Source organism: Nocardia sp. IFM 10818, from assembly GCF_054655275.1.
Genome location: NZ_BAAHJH010000001.1, coordinates 1,346,941 through 1,368,117 on the forward strand (window position 1 = coordinate 1,346,941; position 21,177 = coordinate 1,368,117).

Below are 21,177 nucleotides of genomic sequence, written 5' to 3' on the forward strand. Positions count from 1 at the left end.
GCGAGATTCTAACTGCCGGATCCGGAACTTCCCGCAGTGGGGCCGGACACACTCGGAACCGCGCACACCCGGATGTACTCCGCATAGGCGGTGTTCACGTGATTCACGCAGTGCGCGGCGATGGCTTCCAGATCGTTCCCGTCGAGCAGTTGCCGCAGGCTGTCCTCCTTGCCGGCGTGGCAGATGACCTGCCAGATCGACAGCAGCAGCTGCACCGAGAGCGCATCGGGCGCGGCCCCGAGCCGCTCCGCCAGCACCCGCGCGAGGGCGGCCTGTTCGAAGGAGACGGATTCGAAACTGCGGGCCCGCACGGTGGGGTTGTCCAGGATCAGCCGCTGCATCTGCTTGAACTGCTCGAAGGAGATCGGTTCGCCCTCGGTGAGGATGCGGTCGATCACCGCGAGGAAGCTGGCGCGCAGCGCTTCGAGTTCATTGCCGGTGCGCGGCTGGGCGGCCAGCGCCTCGGCCTGCGCGCCCTCGAAGTCCTCGATGAGGCCGACCACGATGGCCTCTTTCGAGTCGAAGTACCGGTTCACGGTGCGCGGCGAGACATCGGCCGCGTCGGCGATCTGCTCGACGGTGGTGGCGTCGAAGCCCTGCTTGTCGCACAGCCTCAGGGCGACCTCGATGATCCGAGACCGCGTCTGCTGCTTCTTGCGCTCCCGGAGTCCGGTCCGGGTGGTCGACGTCGACAAACCGAGCATCGGTCCAGTCTAGCGATACTTCGCGCGATTGTGACCTCATCTGACAACTGTCGCAACGCGACAGATTTCTCTTGACGACATTTGTCGCCCGATGACACGATGACTGCACTGCCCGGCAACCGAGGAGATGACCATGACCAGCGGGATCGCGGCGCTGGACGCCGACCGGAAACCAATCGAGACAACGACTTCCACCCGCTGGTGGGCGCTGGGCGTACTCGCCCTGGCGCAGCTGATGGTGGTGCTGGACGTCACCATCGTCACGATCGCGCTGCCCTTCGCGCAGCAGGATCTGCACATCAGCGACGGCGACCGGCAGTGGGTGATGACGGCCTACACGCTCATCTTCGGCGGCCTGCTGCTGCTCGGCGGGCGGCTGGCCGACTATCTGGGCCGGCGCCGGATCCTGCTCATCGGCCTGATCGGCTTTGCCGCGGCCTCGGCGCTGGCCGGGCTCGCGCAAACGGGCTGGCAGCTGTTCGCCGGGCGCGGTCTGCAGGGCGCGTTCGCGGCGCTGCTGGCGCCGGCCGCGCTGTCGCTGGTGTCGGTGACCTTTCCCGAGGCCAAGGAGCGCGCCCGCGCCTTCGGCGTCTTCGCGGCGGTCTCGGCGGGCGGGGTGGCCATCGGGCTCATTGTGGGCGGCGCGCTCACCGAATACGCGGACTGGCGCTGGACGCTGCTGATCAATACGCCCTTCGCGCTGCTGGCGGTGCTGGGCGGACTGGCCTTCGTGGTCAAGGACGTGCCCGAACCGCGCACCGGCGGCTACGACCTGCCCGGCGCCGTCACGGTCACGCTCGGATTGGTCTCGATCGTCTACGGATTCAGCCGGGCGGCCGACGACGGCTGGCTGGCGGGCACCACCCTCGCGCTGCTCGGCGCCGGGCTCGCCCTGCTGGCCGCCTTCGTGGCCATCGAGCGTCGTTCCGTGAATCCGCTACTGCCGCTGCGTATTCCGGGTGAGATCAATCGTGGCGGGTCGTTCCTGGTGGCCTTGCTGGTCCCCATCGCCATGTTCGCCATGTTCCTCAACCTGAGCTTCTACCTGCAGATCACGCTGGGCTACTCGGCGCTGAAGGCGGGCGTGGCCTTCCTGCCCTTCCCGATCGGCATCGTCATCGCCGCCGGCCTCACCAGCGCCGTCCTGCCCCGTCGCGGGCCGCGGCCGGTGCTGATCGCCGGCGCGCTGCTCGGCGTGCTGGGTCTGCTGTACCTGTCGCGACTGGATTACGGCGACGGCTACGCCACCAGCGTCCTGCCCGCCATGATCCTCATCGCCCTCGGCATGGGCCCGATCTTCGTGGCCATGCAGACCACGGCCCTGCATCAGGTCGACGAGGCCGACTCGGGCGTGGCCAGCGCCCTGCTGAACGCCGCCCAGCAGGTCGGCGGCGCCATCGGCACGGCCCTGCTCACCACGATCGCGGTCCAGGTGGCCGAGAGCTACGCGGAGAACAACGCCACCGTCGACAATCTCGCCGCCCGCGCCGCTATCCACAGTTATGACATCTCGTTCCTGATCGGCGCCGGTTTCTTCATCGCCACCATCCCGATCATCTGGCTGATGATCCGCGACAAGCCCGAGAATCTGCTCGAAGGCCCCGAGTACGTGCACGTGGGCGTCTGATATCCGCCTTCTACGGCAGTGCGCACCCGCCATCGGAGTCGGTGGCGGGCGCAAGTCGACGGCAAGTCGTTGTGAGTGGGAGCGGGTTTCAGTGGATGCATGACGACTCTGATGACAGCCGAACCCACCACCCGCGACCCGGATACCCGATGGCCCGCATACGCCCTGATCGCGGGCGGGGTGCTGTGGTCGATCGGCAATGGCCTGCATCCCCTGGAACATTCGGAAGCGGCCGAGCGGGCGGCCACCTGGGTGGCGGCGCACCTCACCTTTACCGCGGGTTCGGTACTGCTGGCGGTGGGTCTGCCGGTGGTGACGGCGTTGTGGCGCGGCGACCGCCGCTGGGCGACCGCGGGGCAGCCGGTCGTCGCACGTGGTTGGGCGGCACGCGTTTCCGCCCTCTCCGGCGCGTTGATGTTCCTCGGCTTCGCGGTGACCGTGCCGATCGGCTCCTACCACGAGGTCTTCGTCGCCACCGAGCTCGCACACCACGATCAGGCCCGCATCGAAGCGGCCGCGCTACCCGTGACCGGCCCGCTCGCCGCCGCCCTGCTCCTCGGCTGGCTGCTGCTGGCCATCTGCGCCCTCGCTGAGCCGAGGCCCGGCCTCGGTCGTGTTTCCGGAGCGCTGCTGCTGCTCGCGGTGTTCGCCATGGCGGCCGCGGAGGGCTTGCCCGGCCCCGAGGGCCTCTGGATCATCCCGGGCACCATCGTGGTCGGAATCGCGCTGGCGTCAGCCGGATTCCGCAGTCTGCGCCGGCCTGCCACCCGCTGACCGGGGCCGGTCTCGCACCTGAGGACCGCGGCCGGGCTCGCGGGACCGAACCGGGAACGGTCGCCGCACCGTGGTCGTAGGTGGCGATCGTTAGCAATGGGCAGCCGCGAGACGATGATCTCTCCGTGGTGTATGTGGGAGTGCTCGGCGCGTTGCGGGTCGAAGTCGACGGGCGGGCGGCCGCATTGCGCGGGCCGATGCAGGGCGCGGTGCTGGCGCGGCTGGTTTCGGCGGGCGGCGAGGTGGTCTCCGCGGACCGGCTGGTTGAGGACCTGTGGCAGGGCGAGCCGCCGCCGAAGGCCGCGGCGGCCCTGCAAGCGCACATCTCGTATCTGCGCCGCGCCCTGGAACCCGCCCGCCCACCGCGCGCCCCCGCTCGCGTGCTGATCTCGCAGTCCCCCGGCTACGCACTGTGCCTGCCGGCCACCGCCGTGGACGTCTGGCATTTCGAGGAACTTGTCGCCGCGGCCGCCGCCCATCCGGACCCGCGCGCCCGCCGCCGCCTGCTCGGCGATGCCCTCACCCTCTGGCGCGGCCCGGCCTACGCCCCGTACGCCACCGCTGGCTGGGCCGCGCCCGAACTCGCTCGCCTCACCGATATGCGCTGGACCGCAATGGAACAGCGCGCGAGCGCAGCCCTGGAACTCGGACGCCCCGACGAAGCGGCGACCGGCCTGCACCGCCTGGTCGAGGAACACCCCGAACGGGAGGAGGCCGTGCGCCTGCTGGCCCTGGCCCACTACCGCGCGGGCCGCCAACTGGAAGCCCTGGCCACTTTGCGCCGGACCCGAACGATTCTCACCGGCGAATTCGGCGTCGACCCGAGCCCGCCACTGCGCGAACTGGAATCGGCCATCCTCGCCCACGCCCCGAACCTGCTCCCACCGGTACTCACCGTGCACGCGGCCGCGCCCCATGGCCCCGCCACACCGCAGCAGTCCGATCGGCACGAGCCGGGGCAATCTCCGACCGCAGGATCGGCCGCGCCGCACGAGTTCGTGGTCGGGTACCTCGAACAGCGTGCCGTGGTGGCGGCCGCGGCGCGGGAAGCCACGGCCGGCCGGGTGCGGCTGGTGTGGGTCGAGGGTGAGGCCGGAGCCGGAAAATCCACGGTGGCGCGGGCGATCACCGAGGAACTTCGGGTGGCGGGGTGGACGGTGGCGATGGGGCATTGCCCTGAAGTGGACGGGGCTCCGGTGGCATGGGCCTGGGTGCAGTTACTGGGCGAACTGGGCGGCGGCGCGGGCGGGCAGGCGGGACCGTTCGAGATCGCGCGGGCCGTGACCACGCGGTGCGGCGAGGTCGGGTGGCCGGTAGCGATGATTCTCGAGGACACGCATCGTGCAGACGGGGCAACCCTGCAGATCCTGCGCCAGGTGGTGGCCTGGCTGGCGGAGAGCCCGGTGCTGATCCTGGTGACCTTGCGCGGATCCGAAGCGGGAGAGGAGATTCGGGCCACGGCGGCGGCACTGGCAGCGGTCACGGCAGCGCGCCCGGTGCTCAGCGGGTTGGACGGGGAAGCGGTGCGGTCGGTGGCGGCGGCGGCCGGGATGCGCGGAATCGACGACACCACACTGGCATTGCTGCGCGCTCGCACCGGCGGTAACCCGCTGTTCGTGCGCGAACTGGCCAAACTGGCTGCCGCGGAAGGCAATCTGCACGCTCTCCCGATCGCTGTACGTGATGTGCTCGGCCGTCGCATAGACCGCCTCCCCGCGGGCGCGACCCGAATGCTCCGCCTGGTCGCCGTCTGGGGCGACGACATCGACTTCGACCTCCTGCTCGACCTTTCCGGCGAACCTGAGGACACCTTGATCGACTGGATCGACACCGCCGTCGTCGCCGGCCTGCTTCGTCTCGGCCGCACCGGCCGAATCAGCTTCGGCCACGCCCTGATCCGCGACACCGTCTACGGCAGCATCCCCGCCCTCCGCCGCGCCCGCATGCACTGGTCCGCCCTGGAAACCCTGGAACGTACCCGCGCCCCAGACCTCGACGCCCTCGCCCACCATGCCCTCGCGGGCCTGGGAGTCCGCATCGGTGCGACGGCGGAACCAGCCGCCAGCGCCGCCCTCGATATCACCGACACTGCCCTGAGTGGCGGCACGGCAACGGGTTCGGCTACCGATCCAGCAAGGGCTACGGCTGCTGGCGTGCGCGTGGTGACCGCCCCCGCCGAGGGCGTGAGTGCGGACTGGGGTTTCGGTGGGAGCTCGGGGATGACAGTGCGGGGACTGGGTCACGTGGTCGCGGCTGCGCGGCATTGCGAAATACGGGGTGCGCGCGCTGATGCGGCGCCCTTGTGGCGGGCCGCGCTGGAGTTGTACGACCGCGTGGGGGAGGACGGGGTGGATCGGCGGGGGGAATCGCTTCGGGCGCGGTGCGGGCTGGTGACCGCCTTGGCGTACAGCGGGAATCACGAGGCTGCGCGGGTGATGTGGCGGCGGGCGCTGGATTGGGCCGAGACCCTGGAGATTTCGGTGGACACGGCGGTGGGCGTGACGGTGGAGGGGGATACCGGGTCGCGGGTGATCGGCGCGTCGGTACCGGCGGCTGCGGAGGCCGTGGTGACCGTGTTGACGTGCTGGCGGGCGCCGGTGATCTGGTCGACGCGCACTCGCAGGGAGCCGGATCAGCGGATGGCGGATGCGTTGGCCGACGCCTTGCGGGGGCCGGTGCGCGCGTCGGATCGGGTGCGGCTCTTGGTTGCAATGGTTTTCGAGACCGAGGGCTGGGACGATGCCCGGGCGCGGGATGCGGCAGGGGAGGCGCTGGGACTGGCGCGGACGCTCGATGACGACGAATTGCTCTGTGCGGCTTTGAATGCGCGGGCGTTCATGGCGCTCGGTCCGGATCTGTGGGATGAGCGGGCCCCGCTGGCGGAGGAGCTGCTGCGGGTGTCGGAGGCGGCGGGGCTGGTGGAGTATCGGGCGGTGGCGCACTATCTGCGGTTCCTGATCGCGGCGGGGGACGGCGATCTGGTGGGGGCGCGGCAGCAGGTGGAGCTGGCGCTGGAGTGCGCGATCGGCGGGCAGTTGAATCAGCTGCTGGGTGTGCTCCATCTGTTCTCCGCCGTGCTGGCGGTGCTGCGCGCCGATTACGCCGCCGCCGAGGCGATCTACGCGGAGTTCAGCGCCGCCATGGTGGCCTCGGGCAGTGCGAACGGGGCGGAGATGCTGCTGGTTTCCGGTATGGTGCTGGGCTGGGCACGGGGCGATCTCTCGGGCGCGGTCGAGGAGCTGGCGCAATTGCACGCCGTCGCACCGCATCTCATCTCCGGCGTGTACGCCTGCGCGCTGCTGGATGCCGGGCGGGCCGACCGCGCCCGGGAAGTCTTCGCGGAGGGGCACCAGGTCAACCGGGACTACTATTGGTCGGCCCTGTCGGTCTTCCAGGCCCGGGCCGCGGTCGCCCTGGGTGATGTGGCGGCGGCTCGCGTGCTGTACGCCGACCTGCTGCCCAGATCAGGAACCATGGCCGGATCGGACTGCGGATCCGTGGTTTTCGGCCCGATGGACGCGATGCTCGCCGAACTCGCCGAGGCCTTCGGTGACACCGTCGCCGCGGCCGGGCACCGCGCCCGCGCGGACCGCGTCACCGCGCACATCGAGGCTCAGCTCGCCCAACTCGGCAGCTGAGCGAGATCGGCCACCGCGCGTCCGCCGGATCCGGCCTGGTCATCGTGGCCGGGTCAGCCACCGGCGATCACCCGCTCGCGTTTGCGGAAGCCGCGGCCGAACAGGCTCAGCATGAGCCTCAGTGACAGCCCGCCATCGGCGGTGGCCCGCTGCCATTCGTCGGGAGTGCAGTGGCTGAACATGCGGGGGAGCTCGAAACTCATCTTCGCGCCCTTGCGGGCGGCGGCTTCGACTCTGCTCCACTGCTCGGCGCTCAGGTACGTGGTGATGACCGGGAAGACCGTGTTCTCCTCATCGGCGATGTGTTCGCTGAGCACGGTGTGCAGACGGGCGAGCTGCCCGCCGAGGCGGGCGGCGGATCCGCTGCGGGCGGTCGCGAAGGCGCGGGCGGAACTGCGGATATCGTCGAGCAGGGGGTCGAGCTGGGCGTGGTCGTCCTCGAGTTCGCGGACGTCCACGGCGTCGCCGGCGGTGGCGCGCAGCAATGGCCACAGCACCTCGTCCTCGATGGTGTGATGGTGGTGGATGGAGTCGCAGAGCAACAGCAGATAGTCGGTGACGGCCCGGGCGCGAACGGGCTGGCATTCCGCGTTTCCGACGGCGATATCGCGGGTAAGTCCTGCGAAACGTGCGGTGTCGGCGATCATGGCTCTATGGGCGAGTCGCACACCCAGCAGGTCGGGCACAGTGGTCTTGGTTGGCATGGTTTCGAGCGTGCGCCGAGTCACTTGCACCTTACTTGCGAGTAACTGAGGGCGGCTTCCCGCACAGTGGGGGCTGCCCGCGCGGTGAGGTTCATAGCAGCAGTACGCTTGTCTTGCTTGACGCCACAGCGTACGTGGACCTGGCACCACAGGCCCCGTGCCGCGCGCCATGCGTATACGTTGTCTGTTGAACAGCTGGGGTCCGCTACAAGCGGTGCTCACCGGCCGTGCAATGGGAGCACCACCTTCCTAGGAGGACACGAAGATCCATGTCCAAGATCAAGGTTGAAGGCACCGTCGTCGAGCTCGACGGCGACGAGATGACCCGGATTATCTGGCAGTTCATCAAGGACAAGCTGATCAATCCGTATCTCGATGTGAACCTCGAGTACTACGACCTCGGCATCGAGTCCCGCGACAAGACCGACGATCAGGTCACGATCGACGCGGCGAACGCCATCAAGAAGCACGGCGTGGGCGTCAAGTGCGCGACGATCACCCCCGATGAGGCCCGCGTCGAGGAGTTCGGCCTCAAGAAGATGTGGCGGTCGCCCAACGGCACCATCCGCAACATCCTCGGCGGCACGATCTTCCGCGCGCCGATCATCATCTCCAATGTCCCGCGTCTGGTGCCGGGCTGGACCAAGCCGATCATCATCGGCCGGCACGCCTTCGGCGACCAGTACCGCGCCACCGATTTCAAGGTGCACCAGGCGGGCACCGTCACCCTCACCTTCACCCCCGAGGACGGCTCCGAGCCGATCCAGCACGAGGTGGTGCGCATGCCGGAGGACGGCGGCGTGGTGATGGGCATGTACAACTTCCAGGAGTCCATCCGGGACTTCGCGCGGGCCTCGCTGAACTACGGCCTGCAGCAGAACTACCCGGTGTACATGTCGACGAAGAACACCATCCTCAAGGCCTACGACGGCATGTTCAAGGACACCTTCCAGGAGGTGTACGAGACCGAGTTCAAGGAGGAGTTCGACGCGGCCGGTCTCACCTACGAGCACCGCCTCATCGACGATATGGTCGCCTCCGCGCTCAAGTGGGAGGGCGGCTACGTCTGGGCCTGTAAGAACTACGACGGCGACGTGCAGTCCGATACGGTGGCGCAGGGCTTCGGCTCGCTGGGTCTGATGACCTCCGTGCTGCTGACCCCGGACGGGCGCACCTGTGAGGCCGAGGCCGCGCACGGCACCGTGACCCGGCACTACCGTCAGCACCAGCAGGGCAAGCCCACCTCCACCAACCCGATCGCCTCGATCTTCGCGTGGACCCGTGGTCTGGCGCATCGCGGCAAGCTGGACAACACCCCCGAGGTCATCGGCTTCGCCCAGACCCTCGAGGACGTCGTCATCAAGACCGTCGAGGACGGCCAGATGACCAAGGATCTCGCGCTGCTGGTCGGCGGCGACCAGGGCTACCTGACCACCGAGGAATTCCTGGGTGTGCTGGACGCCAACCTAGCGCGCGAACTGCGGTAATACCCCACTCTCGGGACTCGGGGGCAAGCCCCTGAAACCCCGGGAGAGAGGGCCGTCTCGGGATCAGGACTGGTCCCTGAAAACCGGAGAAGGGATCTTCTCTGGACCAGGGTGAGCGACTGTGCTCCGCGAGACGGGGCCGCTCGGGAGACGGGGAGACCTGAATCCAGGAGATGGCCGCGGGGGCTTGCCCTCGAAGCCCGGCAGCGGGAGATTCCGGTTGCCGGGGGACGCGGACAGCGTCCGAGGATTTGCGCTGAGTGCACGCGAACAGCGCCGCAGCGGCGAACGATGGCGGCCGGGACCGATCGTCCCGGCCGGGACCATCTCGCCGCACACATTCCGGGCACCTGCCCTCACCGAACGGTGAGTGGGCGGGTGCCCGAACTGTTTCCGGGGGCGAATGCCGGGCGGAATCCACTGGTCGTGAGTGAGATCACGGCGGGGGTGATGGCGGGGCTGCGGGGCGGATTCGGTTGGGGCGCAGGCTTTCCGGGCGAGCGGGGCGGGTAGGGGCGCGGGCTGCCCGTGAGTGGGATCACCGCCGCGCGGGGTATCGCGCGGGTTCGCCCGGATGTTGCGATTGATCGTGGTCGAATCCGGGTCCGAAGCCGCCGTTGTATCGCCGCCCGCCGAGGGCGTGTCGAGCGCTGCGCCGGGGCGGGACGGCTGGCATGTGCCGGCCATGCTGGCGCTGGCGCTCGGGGGATTCGGCATCGGGACGACCGAATTCGTCACCATGGGTTTGCTGCCGGATATCGCGGCGGCCATGAAAGTTTCCGAACCTACCGCGGGGCATGCTGTTTCGGCGTACGCGCTGGGCGTCGTGGTGGGTGCGCCCGTGATTGCGGCGCTGTGCGCGCGGGTGCCGCGCAAGCGGCTGCTGATGGCCTTGATGGTGGCGTTCAGCCTGGGTAATGCGGCCACGGTGATCGCGCCGAGCTTCGCGACGCTGACGCTCGCACGGTTCGTGTCCGGTTTGCCGCACGGGGCCTACTTCGGTGTGGCATCGCTGGCGGCGGCCTCGCTGGCGCCGGTGGGCCAGCGGGCCAAGGCGGTTGCCGCGGTTATGCTGGGCCTGAGCGCCGCCAATGTTGTCGGCGTTCCCGCGGCCACCTGGCTGGGCCAGCATCTGGGCTGGCGCGACGCCTTCGTGGTGGTCACCGTCATCGGCCTCGCGACCGTCGCGGCCATTGCCCGCTTCGTGCCGGAACTGCACGGCATTCGCCTCACCGATCCCCGCACCGAACTCGGCGCGCTGCGGCGCTCCCAGGTACTGCTCACCCTGCTGGTGGGCGCGGTCGGCTTCGGCGGCATGTTCGCCGTCTACACCTACATCACCACCACGCTCACCGATGTGGCCGGCATGCGCCTGGGCCTGGTCCCGATCGTGCTCATGCTCTTCGGCCTGGGCATGGTGGCGGGCAATATCATCGGCGGCGTCCTCGCCGACCGCGGCGTGAACCGCGCCATCTTCGCCGCCATGATCGCCATGATCGTGATTCTCGCGGGATTCATTGCCGCGGCGCACAATCCGTATACCGCAGCGGTCGGCGCCTTCCTGATCGGCGCGTCGGGTGCGGCGCTGGCGCCGGGCCTGCAGACCCGCCTCATGGATGTCGCGCACGATGCGCAGACCCTCGCCGCGGCGCTCAATCATGCCGCGCTGAATATCGCCAATGCGGCCGGCGCCTGGCTCGGCGGCGTGGTGATCGCCGCCGGTCTCGGCTACACCGCCCCCGCGGCCGTGGGCGCGGGTCTCGCGGTCATCGGCACCGCGCTGTTCGCCGTCACCGTGCTGATAGCGCGCCGCCCGGCCGTCAAACCCTGAGTCGCGTCCACGCGCTCGAGCTGCAGCTGCCCTCGAGACCCGCGGGTTGCCGCCGTGTTCATGACGCTCGAGCCGCGCCCGCGTTCACGACCGTTCCGTCTGGGGAGCACTGTCCGGGCCGACCAGGTGCCGGAGCAGCTCACGCAGGGGGTACGCGCTGGGCATGATCGTCGGCGGGCCGGTGGTCACCGTGGCCACGGCCCGGTTGCCGCGCCGGGCGTTGTTGCTCGGCCTGGTCGCGGTGGCGGTGCTCGCCAATCTGGGATCGGCTCTGGCGCCCGGCTATTCGGTGCTGCTGGCCACTCGATTCGCGGCCGGTCTGGTGGTCGCGACCTTCTTCGCGGTCGCGGTCACCACTGCCATCGCTCTCACCGCGCTGGGCAATGTCGGCGTGGTCATGGTGTTCACCTACATCACGCCGCTGCTCACCGAGGTGGCCGGATTCGCCGCCGGGCGGTACCCGTCCTGCTGCTGGTCTACGGCGTCGGCGCGGTGGCTGGGAATCAGCTGGGCGGGTGGGCGGCCGATCGCGCCCTGCTGCCCTCGGTGACCGGGCTGCTGGTGTTCCTGTCCGCCGCCCTGGCGGTCTTCGGCGTGGCCGGTGAAAACCGCTGGCTCGCGGCGGGCTCGGTCCTCGCGCTCGGCGTGCTCGCCTTCGCGATCATTCCGGGCATGCAGGCCCGCGTCCTCGCCGCGGCCACGGCCGCGCCCACCCTGGCCATCGCGATCAATGCGTCCGGCTTCCAGCTCGCCGCCGCCCTCGCCGGTCGTTCGGGCGGCTGGATCATCGGTGCCGGACCGGGCCTGCGCGCGCTGTCGCTGATCGGCGCGGCTGTCACCCTCCTCGCCGCCGGTCTGGCCGGGCTCATGCCGTACCGGGAGAGCCGGACGCCGGTGGCCGCGTGACCCGCAGCGCTAGATGCAGAACTTGGCGCCGCTCGACAGCGATTGCAGCAGGCAGGCCAATTGCGCGGGGGAGTCCGAGCCCGGCCCCACGCCGACGACCGGCGCCGGGTGCACACCGACGGGCTCGGCCGGTGTGCTCGGCGCGGTCTCCAGCGGCACACCGGTCGGCGCGGCACTCGCCGATCCCGCCCCCGCGGCAAGGCTGATAGCAACGGCGGCAAGGACTTTCAGCGTCGAACGGCTCATTCTGCAACTCCTGTTCGTGAATCGGATCAGGCTGCACGGTAGCCAGGACGCGTACCGCGGGGCACGCCCCCAAAGTCGTTGGCCACAGCATTGGTGGATATAGCCTGGACGGGTGATCATGCGACTCGTCTTGGTGGGTCCGCCCGGCGCGGGCAAGGGAACGCAGGCGAAATTCATCTGCGACCGGCAGGGAATCCCGCAGATCTCGACCGGTGCGATGCTGCGCGCCGCGAAGGCCGCGGGCGAGCTCGCGCCGGAACACATCGAGGTGATGGCCGAGGGCGGCCTGCTCCCCGATGCGGTCGTGCTCGATCTGGTGCAGGCGCGGCTGAATGCCCCCGACTGCCGGGAGGGATTCCTGCTCGACGGCTTCCCCCGCACCGAACCGCAGGCGTGCGGGCTGGACGCCGTTCTCGAAAAGCGTGGCACGGCACTGGATGTCGTGCTCGCCCTGGAAGTGCCCGAGGAGCTGCTCATCGAACGCGCGGTGCTGCGCCGCACGGACCGGCGCACCGGGCAGATCTATCACCTGAAGTACGACCCGCCGCCGGCGGACGCGGATCTCGAGCATCGCACCGACGATCACGAGGATGTGGTGCGCAAACGCATTGCCGCGTATCGGGATATGACGGCCGATCTGCTGCCGTTCTACGAGCGGCAGGGCAAGCTGCGGCGAGTGGACGGCGCGGGAACGGTCGACGAAGTCCGGGAGCAGGTCTTCGCCGCGCTGGGAATCGCGGACTGAATCGCGATTCCCGCGCCGCATTCCTCGTCTACGAGGCGTCCCGGGGATCGCGTTCCTGCCAGGTGCACAGGCAGACTCGATTGTCCTCCGGATCGGCCAGCACCCAGAAGCGGGGTGCGGCCTCGTCGCTGACCAGATGGCCGCCGGCGGCGAGGGCGGCGTCCATGCGCGCGCGGACCTGATCGGGTTCGATCCAGATATCCGGATGCCAGCGCTGGCGCGGTTCCTCGGCGCCCGAGGGCTGGAACCAGATGGTCGGCAGCGCCTCGGCCGGATCGCGAATCTCGTCGGCGAGGTCCGCGCCGGACGGTACGTGCATGCCGAGGACCGCCGCCCAGAAGGGCAGCACGGAGTCCTGTGCGGGCGTATCGAGACCGAGTTCCAGCCGGGAGACCTGCGCCGATTCCGTCGTGGCCCCGGCCTCGGCCGCGATCCCGGAGATGGTGCGCGCCAATCGAATATCGCGTTCGGTGACCCCGCGCTCGTCATGGCTGGTCAGCCGCACGTCGATGTGTCCGTAACGGAGATCGACATCGGGATGGTGATCCGCCTCCTCGGCGGCCGCGCCGATGGCATTGACGATCGACAATCCGGCCGCGAAGTTCTTGGTCCGAATACGAGTCTGCAACCCGTCGACCAGGTAGGCCCAGCCGTCCAGCCCCGCATCCGCGATCTGTTGTCCGCTCAGCTTCGTCATACAGCCATACTCGCAGCCCGGCCTCCCGTATCGGCCGGATTTCTCGCAGTCGTCAACTCACATCGCGTTGGGCGGACAGCCGGGTGTCGATGAAATCCGTGAGCAGCGAGGCGATTTCGACAGGATCGTCGAGCTGCGGGCAGTGACCTGCGTGGGGGAGGACCACCAGTTCGCTGCTAGGGAGGCGGCGGTGCAGGTCGCGACCGGCCTGCACGGGGATGATCCGGTCCTTCGCGCCGTGCACGATGCGCACCGGGCAGGTGATCGGGTCGGGCGGGTAGCCGTCCACGGTTTCGCGGGCGAAGCGGACCGCATGATCGGCGAGCCAGGCGACGGCGGCGAGCCGGCCGTACTTCTCGACCCAGCCCGCCACCAGGACGCGGTCGGCTTTGCGCGGGTCGCCCCACAGGAAGCGGGTGGCGACGGAGATGCCGAGCCGGACAAGTGGTGTGGGTAGCCAGGCGCGGTACAGCAGGGCTCCGGCGAGCGGGGCTACGCGCGAACGGGACAGCCTGGCCAGCCAATCGTCGGACAGGATCGGCTCGTCCAGGCAGACGACGCCCCGCACCAGCGCCGGATTGCGTTGCGCGGCACGCAGCGACACCGCGACGCCCAGCGAATTGCCCACCAGCACAGCCGGTCCGATGGTGGCGAGCACCGCGTCCGCGAAGGCGTCGAGCTGCGGCAGCAGCGGACCGGGCGTGAACGGTTCGGCCGCACCGAATCCGGCCATGTCCACCGCCACAGCGGACCGGTTCGCTGTAGCCAGCGCGCCCAGCACACCCCGCCAGGTATCGGCGGAATTGGCGAAACCGTGCAGCAGCACGATCGGAATCCCGTTGCCGGGCACCGACAGTGCGCGGGTGCGCAGGCGGCCGTAGGTCTGGAATCGCTCGCTGATCCCACCGGTCACGGCGGGCCGCGGTGACGTCATTGTCACTCCTGGTCTTTCGAGGTCGCTCCCGGTCGTACCGGCACGGGCGGACGGTCCGGATGGGCGGGCACGCCCATCCGGACCCTGCTCGGCCACTACTGGGCGAGCAGTCCCTTCGCCACGTGGGTCACCTGGATCTCATTGCTGCCGGCGTAGATCATCAGCGACTTGGCGTCGCGGGCCAGCTGTTCGACGTGGTACTCGGACATGTAGCCATTGCCGCCGAACAGTTGCACGGCCTCCATGGCCACCTCGGTCGCGGTCTCGGAGCAGTACAGCTTCATGGCCGAGGCCTCGGCGAGCGTCGGCGACTTCCCGGCGCGACCGCGTTCGAGAATGTTGAAGACCATGTTCTGCACATTGATCCGGGCGATCTCCATCCTGGCCAGCTTCAACTGCACCAGCTGGAAGCGCCCGATCTCCTGACCCCACAGCTTGCGGTTCCTGGCGTAATCCAGGCACAGCCGGTGACATTCGTTGATGATGCCCAGCGCCATGAACGCCACCCCGATGCGTTCGGCGGTGAAACTCGAACGGGCGCTTTCGCGTCCGTCGCCGCCCTTGTGCTCCTCGGTCTCGCCGAGCAGCCGGTCCCGGGACAGCCGCACATTGTCGAAGAACAGTTCGCCGGTGGGCGAGGCGTGCAGGCCCATCTTCTTGAACGGCTTGCCCTGGGTGAAGCCCTCCATGCCCTTGTCGAGCACGAAGGTGAGCACCTTGCGATCACGCTTGTCCGCGCCGTCGCCCTCGTCGAGCTTGGCGTAGACGATGACGGTGTCGGCGTAGGGGCCGTTGGTGATGAAGGTCTTCTGCCCATTGAGGATGTAGTCCTCGCCGTCGCGGCGCACATAGGTCTTCATGCCGCCGAAAGCGTCGGAGCCGGAATCGGGTTCGGTGATCGCCCAGGCCGCGACCTTCTTCATGGTCACCAGGTCCGGCAGCCAGCGCTCCTTCTGGGCGAGGGTGCCGCGCGAGAGGATGGTGGTGGCCCCGAGACCGATGCTCACGCCCATGGCGGTCACCAGGCCCATGCACACCCCGGACAGTTCGCTGATGAGCACCGCCATCAGCGATTCCTGACCGGCGAACGGACTGCCCTCCCCGGACCCGTTCTTCTTCTCCGGCAAGGGTTCCCCCGCTGCCAGCGCCTCCTCCCGCTTGCGCTGCTTGGCCAGCAGCTTGGCGACCGCCTCCGCGCCCATGGCCTCTATCCCGAAGTCCTGGAACAGCTTCCGGATGATCGGGTAGGGCAGCATCTCGCCGCTGTCCAGGGCTTCCAGATGCGGCCGGATCTCCTTGGCGATGAAATCGCGCACGGCGCCGCGGATGATCTCATCGGTTTCGGACCATTCGAACATCGTTGTTCTCCACTCGGACTCAGGGCAGCCGGTCGCCGATATCGTCGATCAGCCACGGGCCGTCGGTCTCGATGGTCTTCACGTCGTGCCAGCCCGCGAGTTCGGAGATGGCGCCGCCCTGCACCGCGAACACCTTGCCGGTGATCGGGCACTTCTCGGTGGCGAGATAGGCGACCAGCGGGGAGATATTGGCGGGGCTGAAGGCGTCGAAGCCGCCTTCCTCCACGGCCTCGGCCTCCGCTGCCATCATCGCGCCCATACCGGGCGTGGCCAGGGTGAGGCGCGTGCGCGCGATGGGCGCGATGGCGTTCACGCGCACGCCGTAGCGGGCCAGTTCATCGGCCGCGACCAGGGTGAGCGCGGCGATGCCCGCCTTGGCGGCGCCGTAGTTGGCCTGTCCGGCATTGGGCACCGTGGTGCCCGAGGCCGAGGCGGTATTGATGACCGCGGCATTGGGCTGATTGCCCGCCTTGGACTGGTCCTTCCAATACCCGGCCGCATGGCGCAGCACGGCGGCATGCCCCTTGAGGTGCACGGCGATGACCGCGTCCCACTGCGCCTCGTCCATGCCGGCGAGGAAGGCGTCGCGCAGGATGCCGGCATTGTTGACCACCACATCCAGCCGCCCGAACTCCGCGACCGCCTGATCGATCAGGTTCTTCGCGCCCTGCCAGTCGGCGATATTGTCGGTGTTCGCGATCGCCCGCCCCCCTGCGGCGACGATCTCGTTCACCACCTCCTGCGCGGGCCCGGCATCCGAGCCCTCACCGGAGTTGCTGCCGCCGAGATCGTTCACCACGACCGCGGCGCCCTCCTTGGCGAACAGCAGCGCGTGTTCGCGGCCGATGCCGCGGCCCGCGCCGGTGATGACGGCTACCCGTCCGTCCAATGCACCCATATGTCTTGCTCCCTTGCGAAAGTCGGAGAACGCGGATCAGTCCGCGACGACGGCGAGGCCGTCGGTGAGCACCAGGTCGCCGCCGCGCCCGGTTTCGAAGGCGTAGGTGGTGACGCCGTTCTTGCTGTCCTGCTTCCAGATCCGGGTCTCCAGGTCGTCGCCGGGGAAGACCAGCTTGGAGAAGCGGACGGCGAATCGCTGCAGCCGCTGCACATCCGAGCCCGCGACCTCGCTCAGCACACCCCACGAGGACATGGCCATGGTGCACAGGCCGTGCGCGATGATGCCGGGCAGCCCGGCATCCTTGGCCACCTGATCGTCGAGGTGGATGGGCACCGGATCGCCGGAGGCGGGGGAGTACCGGTACGTCTGATCGGCGTCCACGTGCGCGTGCGCCGTCGCCAGTGGCTGCCCGGCCGCCGCGCTGTCGAACCGGTGCGGCGGCGCGCCGTCGCCGACCTGCTTGCCGGCGTCGATATTGCGGAAGAACGCGGTCAGGTACTGCTCGTTGACCAGTTCACCGTCCTCGGAACGGCATTCGATGAGGATGGTGATGGTGGACCCGGTGTCCTTGCTGTCGTAGCCGATGGCCTTGGCGCGCGACACCAGCCTGTCGCCGGGGCGGATGGGGCGATGGAAGTGGAAGTCCTGCTCGCCGTGCACCACCCGGCCGAAGATGTCCATGGGGGCGACCTCGATGACCGGCATCATCATGGCCTCGAAGACCGGGACGATGGCGAAGACCGGCGGCGCCACCTCACCGTCGAGGTGCGCTGCGATGGGATCGTTGGTGGCGGCCGCGTATTCGGCGATCCGCTCCCGGGTGACCTCGAAGCGCTCCTCATCGGACCAGACATTCAGGCCCGCGTCGTCGAAAGCGACGGTGGTGGAGGCCATCTCAGGCCGCCGTGGCCAGCGAGTCGAGCGCGGCGAGGGTCTTGTCGAGCTGGGTCAGACCGTCCTTCTCCACGGCCTTGCCCAGCGCGCCCTTGATGAGCGCGCCCTCGAAGTCGCCGGACACCGAGAACGTGCTGCCGCTGTCGGTGGGCTGGATGTCGAAGGAGAACTGCACCTTCACACCCGCCATGCCGGTGCCGCTGAGCACCAGTCGATTCGGGGTGTCGACGCTCTCCACCACCCATTCGATCTTATTGGCCATGCCCAGCATGACGATCTTGGCGACCAGCTTGGAACCCGCGGCCAGCACGGCCGGCGGCTCCTCCATCCACCGCTCGTGAATGGAGAACCACTTGTCCCAGGTCTGCGGATCGGAGACGACGGCCCAGAGAGCGTCGGGAGTGGCGTTCAGGTCCTTGCTGGCTTCGATGTGCCCCATTGCTAACCTCTTCGGTTCCCGTGCTCCCGCTGTCGCCGGGAGCACGGACGGTGTGGAATTCGGTGTGGTTGTGCTGAAAGGTGTGTGGTGATCAGCGGTCCGCGCGCTGGTAGGCCGTGACGACGGCCGCGCCGCCGAGTCCGATGTTGTGCTGGAGGGCGGCGGTGACATTGCCGACCTGACGCTTGTCGGCGGTGCCGCGCAGTTGCCAGGTGAGCTCGCTGCACTGCGCCAATCCCGTGGCGCCGAGCGGGTGTCCCTTGGAGATGAGGCCGCCGGAGGGGTTGACGACCCACTTGCCGCCGTAGGTGGTGGCGCCGTCGTCGATGAGCTTCCCGGCCTCGCCCTCCTTGCAGAGTCCGAGGGCCTCGTAGAGCAGCAGCTCATTGGCGGAGAAGCAGTCGTGCAGCTCGATGACCTGGAAGTCCTCCGGCCCGAGTCCGGCTTGCGCATAGACCTTTTCGGCGGCCTGAACGTTCATGTCGTAGCCGATGAGGTTCTTGGCGGTGCCGTCGAAGGTGGACCCGAAGTCGGTGGTCATGGCCTGGCCGACGATCTCCACCGCCTGGCCCGCCAGATCGTGGCGCGTCACGAACTCCTCGCTGGCCAGCACGACCGCGCCGGAGCCGTCGGAGGTCGGCGAGCACTGCAGCTTGGTGAGCGGGTCGTAGATCATGCGCGAGCCCAGGATGTCGTCGAGCGAATACTCGTCCTGGAACTGCGAATACGGGTTGTTCACCGAGTGCTTGTGGTTCTTGTAGCCGATCTTGGCGAAGTGCTCGGCGGTGGTGCCGTACTTCTTCATGTGCTCGCGGCCGGCCGCGCCGAACATCCACGGCGCCACGGGGAAGAGCACTTCGGAGATCTCGGCGAGGGCCATGATGTGCTTGGCCATCGGCTGTTCGCGGTCGTCCCAGGTGGAGCCGAGCGAGCCCGGCTGCATCTTCTCGAAGCCCAGGGCCAGGGTGCAGTCCGCGAGCCCGCCCCGAATCGCCTGTGCCGCAAGGTAGAGCGCGGTCGAGCCGGTGGAGCAGTTGTTGTTGACGTTCACCACGGGGATGCCGGTCATGCCCAGCTCGTAGACCGCGCGCTGCCCGGATGTGGACTCGCCGTAGACGTATCCGACATACGCCTGCTCGATTTCGCGGTAGTCGATCCCGGCGTCGGCGAGGGCCTTGGTGCCCGATTCGCGCGCCATATCCGGGTAGTCCCAGTCGCTGCCGTCCTCGTTCTTGCGCCGCCCCGGCTTCTCGAACTTCGTCATGCCGACGCCGACGACGTAGACCTTGTTCGTCATCGAACTCCTCACAGGTGGGTGGCCGATCCGTCGGATCGAGCTGGCCACAAACATACAGATGTGTATGTAACGCAGCAAGAGCTGAACGCGAACAAGCCCTCGATGTCGTCAAAAGCCAATGTCATGGCGGGTAAACGGATACATACAGATGGACGTGTATGTATCGGTAAGGCGCAGCGCTTGCCGCGGTGTAGCCGATTCTTGTGAGCTGCGTCACCGGTGAGGCGGGCTTAACAATCACGTAATCGACAGGCAATTGCTCGTCTACATCCCTGTACGAACTTCAAATGGTTGTCAGTAACGCTGTGAGGGTGACAGGGAGATTCACGTGGTCGATGTCGATACCCGTGCGAGTGCCAAAGACGGATTGGCGGCGGCCAAGGAGACGCTGGAGGACTACACGCTGCGGTTCGCACCCCGCAGTTACCGAAAGTGGAGCCCGGCGGTGGTCGGCATCTCGGCACTCGGCGGCATCGCCTATCTGGCGGACTTCGCCATCGGCGCGAATATCGGCATTGCGCACGGAACCGGAAACGCGCTGCTGGGCATTGGTATTTTCGCGATTGTGGTGATGCTGACCGGCTTTCCGCTGGCGTATTACGCCGCGCGCTACAACATCGATCTCGATCTGATCACGCGCGGCAGCGGATTCGGTTACAAGGGCTCGATCATCACGAATATCGTGTTCGCGTCCTTCACCTTCATCTTCTTCGCGCTCGAAGGCTCGATCATGGCGCAGGGCCTGGAGTTGGGGCTCGGAATTCCGCTCTGGCTGGGCTATCTGGCCTCGACGCTCATCATCTTCCCGCTGGTCATCTACGGCATGAACACCCTGGCCAAACTGCAGGTCTGGACGACGCCGCTGTGGTTGCTGCTGATGGTGCTGCCGTTCGCGTTCCTGGTGGTGCGGCATCCGGAATCGGTGGACGCGTTCTGGGCCTACGGCGGTGAGAACGGTTCCGGCGTCAGCATTTCCGGCACCCTGCTGGCGGCCGGCGTCTGCCTGTCGCTCATCGCGCAGATCGCCGAGCAGATCGACTACCTGCGCTTCATGCCGCCCAAGACGCCGGAGAACGCGCGCCGCTGGTGGGGCTGGATGCTGCTGGCGGGCCCGGGCTGGGTGCTCTTCGGCGCCGTCAAGCAGGTCGTCGGCCTGTTCCTGGCGGTCTACCTGATCGCGAATCTGGATGCGGCGCAGGGCATCGCGAATCAGCCGGTGCACCAGTTCCTGGAGATCTACAAGGACATGGTTCCCGGCTGGCTGGCCATGACGCTGGCGGTGGTGCTGGTCGTCATCAGCCAGATCAAGATCAATGTCACCAATGCCTACTCCGGCTCGCTGGCCTGGACCAACTCCTACACCCGGGTCACCAAGACCTACCCGGGCCGGCTGATCTTCCTGGCCGTGAATCTGGTGATCGCGCTGGTGCTGATGGAAGCCAATATGTTCGACTTCCTCAACAACATCCTGGGCTTCTACGCCAACTGCGGCATCGCCTGGATCGTCACCGTCGCAACGGATATCGCGATCAACAAGTACGTCCTGAAGATCTCGCCCAAGGTCCCCGAGTTCCGCCGCGGCATGCTCTACGACTACAACCCCGTGGGCCTGGTCGGCTTCGGGCTCTCGGCGGCGCTGTCGATCATGACCTTCTTCGGTCTGTTCGGCGAGCTGCTGAAGCCCTATTCGCCGCTGGTCGCGGTGGTGGTCGCCTTCGTCGCCACCCCGCTGACGGCCATTGCCACCAAGGGCAGGTACTACCTGCGCCGCAGCGACGACGGCATCGAACTGCCGCTGTTCGACGAGCACGGCAACCCCTCCGGCGAGACGCTGCCCTGCGTGGTCACCGGCATGGAGTTCGAGCGGCCGGACATGATCGCCTCGGCGGTGCCGGGTCCCGAGGGCGAGATCCAGTACATCAGCTCGCTCGCGCTCTCCACCGACAAGGCGGGCATCCACCTGCTGCCGCGCCAGCACTGAGTCGTTGCAGGCCG

Annotated in this window: 19 protein-coding genes; 9 read left to right on the top strand and 10 right to left on the bottom strand. The window is 68.2% G+C overall.

What is annotated here, in order from left to right:
• Positions 1 to 8: 8 nt before the first annotated feature.
• Positions 9 to 704 (bottom strand): TetR/AcrR family transcriptional regulator, encoded by a 696-nt coding sequence (locus ACYQ5L_RS05840; protein WP_459956058.1) that lies wholly within the window; start codon positions 702 to 704, stop codon positions 9 to 11.
• Positions 705 to 837: 133 nt separating this feature from the next.
• On the opposite strand from ACYQ5L_RS05840, the gene ACYQ5L_RS05845 reads away from it, so the two are divergent.
• The 3 genes from ACYQ5L_RS05845 (at position 838) to ACYQ5L_RS05855 (ending at position 6,743) form a co-directional block, all read left to right on the top strand.
• Positions 838 to 2,331 carry an MFS transporter gene (locus tag ACYQ5L_RS05845; protein ID WP_459956059.1) on the top strand — a complete coding sequence of 498 codons (1,494 nt, stop codon included), beginning with the start codon at positions 838 to 840 and terminating at the stop codon, positions 2,329 to 2,331.
• Between the two features lie 99 nt (positions 2,332 to 2,430).
• Positions 2,431 to 3,105 (top strand): hypothetical protein, encoded by a 675-nt coding sequence (locus ACYQ5L_RS05850; RefSeq protein WP_459956061.1) that lies wholly within the window; start codon positions 2,431 to 2,433, stop codon positions 3,103 to 3,105.
• A 125-nt stretch (positions 3,106 to 3,230) separates the two neighbouring features.
• Positions 3,231 to 6,743: an ATP-binding protein gene (locus ACYQ5L_RS05855; RefSeq protein WP_459956063.1), complete on the top strand. Its 3,513-nt coding sequence runs from the start codon at positions 3,231 to 3,233 to the stop codon at positions 6,741 to 6,743.
• Positions 6,744 to 6,796: 53 nt separating this feature from the next.
• Here ACYQ5L_RS05855 and ACYQ5L_RS05860 read toward each other — a convergent pair whose 3' ends face one another.
• On the bottom strand, positions 6,797 to 7,447 hold the full coding sequence (locus ACYQ5L_RS05860; protein ID WP_459956064.1) for a hemerythrin domain-containing protein: 651 nt from the start codon (positions 7,445 to 7,447) through the stop codon (positions 6,797 to 6,799).
• Between the two features lie 269 nt (positions 7,448 to 7,716).
• Between ACYQ5L_RS05860 and ACYQ5L_RS05865 the strand changes: the two genes are divergently transcribed.
• The 4 genes from ACYQ5L_RS05865 to ACYQ5L_RS05880 all read left to right on the top strand — a co-directional run bounded on the left by ACYQ5L_RS05865 (position 7,717) and on the right by ACYQ5L_RS05880 (position 11,671).
• The gene (locus tag ACYQ5L_RS05865; RefSeq protein WP_459956066.1) at positions 7,717 to 8,934 is read left to right on the top strand and encodes an NADP-dependent isocitrate dehydrogenase; all 1,218 of its coding nucleotides are present in this window, start codon (positions 7,717 to 7,719) and stop codon (positions 8,932 to 8,934) included.
• A gap of 685 nt (positions 8,935 to 9,619) precedes the next feature.
• Positions 9,620 to 10,765 carry an MFS transporter gene (locus tag ACYQ5L_RS05870; RefSeq protein WP_459963329.1) on the top strand — a complete coding sequence of 382 codons (1,146 nt, stop codon included), beginning with the start codon at positions 9,620 to 9,622 and terminating at the stop codon, positions 10,763 to 10,765.
• A 163-nt stretch (positions 10,766 to 10,928) separates the two neighbouring features.
• The gene (locus ACYQ5L_RS05875) at positions 10,929 to 11,315 is read left to right on the top strand and encodes an MFS transporter (RefSeq protein WP_459956067.1); all 387 of its coding nucleotides are present in this window, start codon (positions 10,929 to 10,931) and stop codon (positions 11,313 to 11,315) included.
• Entirely contained in the window at positions 11,258 to 11,671 is a 414-nt protein-coding gene (locus tag ACYQ5L_RS05880) for an MFS transporter (RefSeq protein WP_459956068.1), read from the top strand. Before ACYQ5L_RS05875 ends, ACYQ5L_RS05880 begins: the two co-directional genes overlap by 58 nt.
• Positions 11,672 to 11,680: 9 nt before the next feature.
• Here the strand turns inward: ACYQ5L_RS05880 and ACYQ5L_RS05885 are convergent, their stop codons facing one another.
• Entirely contained in the window at positions 11,681 to 11,917 is a 237-nt protein-coding gene (locus tag ACYQ5L_RS05885; RefSeq protein ID WP_459956069.1) for a hypothetical protein, read from the bottom strand.
• A gap of 118 nt (positions 11,918 to 12,035) precedes the next feature.
• Here ACYQ5L_RS05885 and ACYQ5L_RS05890 point away from each other — a divergent pair, with 118 nt between their 5' ends.
• Complete coding sequence (locus ACYQ5L_RS05890) at positions 12,036 to 12,662, top strand: adenylate kinase (RefSeq protein ID WP_459963330.1); 627 nt, start codon at positions 12,036 to 12,038, stop codon at positions 12,660 to 12,662.
• A gap of 28 nt (positions 12,663 to 12,690) precedes the next feature.
• Here ACYQ5L_RS05890 and ACYQ5L_RS05895 read toward each other — a convergent pair whose 3' ends face one another.
• The 7 genes from ACYQ5L_RS05895 to ACYQ5L_RS05925 form a co-directional block, all read right to left on the bottom strand.
• Complete coding sequence (locus tag ACYQ5L_RS05895; protein ID WP_459956071.1) at positions 12,691 to 13,359, bottom strand: 4a-hydroxytetrahydrobiopterin dehydratase; 669 nt, start codon at positions 13,357 to 13,359, stop codon at positions 12,691 to 12,693.
• Between the two features lie 52 nt (positions 13,360 to 13,411).
• Positions 13,412 to 14,293 carry an alpha/beta fold hydrolase gene (locus tag ACYQ5L_RS05900; RefSeq protein WP_459956073.1) on the bottom strand — a complete coding sequence of 294 codons (882 nt, stop codon included), beginning with the start codon at positions 14,291 to 14,293 and terminating at the stop codon, positions 13,412 to 13,414.
• 95 nt (positions 14,294 to 14,388) lie between these two features.
• Positions 14,389 to 15,651, bottom strand: coding sequence for an acyl-CoA dehydrogenase family protein (locus ACYQ5L_RS05905; RefSeq protein WP_459956075.1), 1,263 nt, complete (start codon positions 15,649 to 15,651; stop codon positions 14,389 to 14,391).
• Between the two features lie 19 nt (positions 15,652 to 15,670).
• Positions 15,671 to 16,549, bottom strand: coding sequence for an SDR family oxidoreductase (locus ACYQ5L_RS05910; protein WP_459956076.1), 879 nt, complete (start codon positions 16,547 to 16,549; stop codon positions 15,671 to 15,673).
• 36 nt (positions 16,550 to 16,585) lie between these two features.
• Positions 16,586 to 17,446: a MaoC/PaaZ C-terminal domain-containing protein gene (locus ACYQ5L_RS05915; protein ID WP_459956077.1), complete on the bottom strand. Its 861-nt coding sequence runs from the start codon at positions 17,444 to 17,446 to the stop codon at positions 16,586 to 16,588.
• Position 17,447: 1 nt separating this feature from the next.
• Positions 17,448 to 17,885, bottom strand: a complete 438-nt coding sequence (locus ACYQ5L_RS05920; RefSeq protein ID WP_459956079.1) for a type II toxin-antitoxin system Rv0910 family toxin — start codon at positions 17,883 to 17,885, stop codon at positions 17,448 to 17,450.
• Positions 17,886 to 17,976: 91 nt separating this feature from the next.
• Positions 17,977 to 19,182, bottom strand: coding sequence for a lipid-transfer protein (locus ACYQ5L_RS05925; protein WP_459956080.1), 1,206 nt, complete (start codon positions 19,180 to 19,182; stop codon positions 17,977 to 17,979).
• A 322-nt stretch (positions 19,183 to 19,504) separates the two neighbouring features.
• Here ACYQ5L_RS05925 and ACYQ5L_RS05930 point away from each other — a divergent pair, with 322 nt between their 5' ends.
• The gene (locus tag ACYQ5L_RS05930; protein ID WP_459963331.1) at positions 19,505 to 21,163 is read left to right on the top strand and encodes a purine-cytosine permease family protein; all 1,659 of its coding nucleotides are present in this window, start codon (positions 19,505 to 19,507) and stop codon (positions 21,161 to 21,163) included.
• Positions 21,164 to 21,177 lie beyond the last annotated feature (14 nt).

What these genes read in the sequence shown, in the direction of transcription:
- ACYQ5L_RS05870 (WP_459963329.1), top strand. Translation starts at nt 9,620, where the DNA reads ATGCTGGCGCTGGCGCTCGGGGGATTCGGCATCGGGACGACCGAATTC.
- ACYQ5L_RS05840 (WP_459956058.1), bottom strand. Translation starts at nt 704, where the DNA reads ATGCTCGGTTTGTCGACGTCGACCACCCGGACCGGACTCCGGGAGCGC.
- ACYQ5L_RS05845 (WP_459956059.1), top strand. Translation starts at nt 838, where the DNA reads ATGACCAGCGGGATCGCGGCGCTGGACGCCGACCGGAAACCAATCGAG.
- ACYQ5L_RS05885 (WP_459956069.1), bottom strand. Translation starts at nt 11,917, where the DNA reads ATGAGCCGTTCGACGCTGAAAGTCCTTGCCGCCGTTGCTATCAGCCTT.
- ACYQ5L_RS05925 (WP_459956080.1), bottom strand. Translation starts at nt 19,182, where the DNA reads ATGACGAACAAGGTCTACGTCGTCGGCGTCGGCATGACGAAGTTCGAG.
- ACYQ5L_RS05895 (WP_459956071.1), bottom strand. Translation starts at nt 13,359, where the DNA reads ATGACGAAGCTGAGCGGACAACAGATCGCGGATGCGGGGCTGGACGGC.
- ACYQ5L_RS05905 (WP_459956075.1), bottom strand. Translation starts at nt 15,651, where the DNA reads ATGTTCGAATGGTCCGAAACCGATGAGATCATCCGCGGCGCCGTGCGC.
- ACYQ5L_RS05875 (WP_459956067.1), top strand. Translation starts at nt 10,929, where the DNA reads ATGATCGTCGGCGGGCCGGTGGTCACCGTGGCCACGGCCCGGTTGCCG.
- ACYQ5L_RS05910 (WP_459956076.1), bottom strand. Translation starts at nt 16,549, where the DNA reads ATGGGTGCATTGGACGGACGGGTAGCCGTCATCACCGGCGCGGGCCGC.
- ACYQ5L_RS05920 (WP_459956079.1), bottom strand. Translation starts at nt 17,885, where the DNA reads ATGGGGCACATCGAAGCCAGCAAGGACCTGAACGCCACTCCCGACGCT.
- ACYQ5L_RS05900 (WP_459956073.1), bottom strand. Translation starts at nt 14,293, where the DNA reads ATGACGTCACCGCGGCCCGCCGTGACCGGTGGGATCAGCGAGCGATTC.
- ACYQ5L_RS05850 (WP_459956061.1), top strand. Translation starts at nt 2,431, where the DNA reads ATGACGACTCTGATGACAGCCGAACCCACCACCCGCGACCCGGATACC.
- ACYQ5L_RS05860 (WP_459956064.1), bottom strand. Translation starts at nt 7,447, where the DNA reads ATGCCAACCAAGACCACTGTGCCCGACCTGCTGGGTGTGCGACTCGCC.
- ACYQ5L_RS05890 (WP_459963330.1), top strand. Translation starts at nt 12,036, where the DNA reads ATGCGACTCGTCTTGGTGGGTCCGCCCGGCGCGGGCAAGGGAACGCAG.
- ACYQ5L_RS05915 (WP_459956077.1), bottom strand. Translation starts at nt 17,446, where the DNA reads ATGGCCTCCACCACCGTCGCTTTCGACGACGCGGGCCTGAATGTCTGG.
- ACYQ5L_RS05865 (WP_459956066.1), top strand. Translation starts at nt 7,717, where the DNA reads ATGTCCAAGATCAAGGTTGAAGGCACCGTCGTCGAGCTCGACGGCGAC.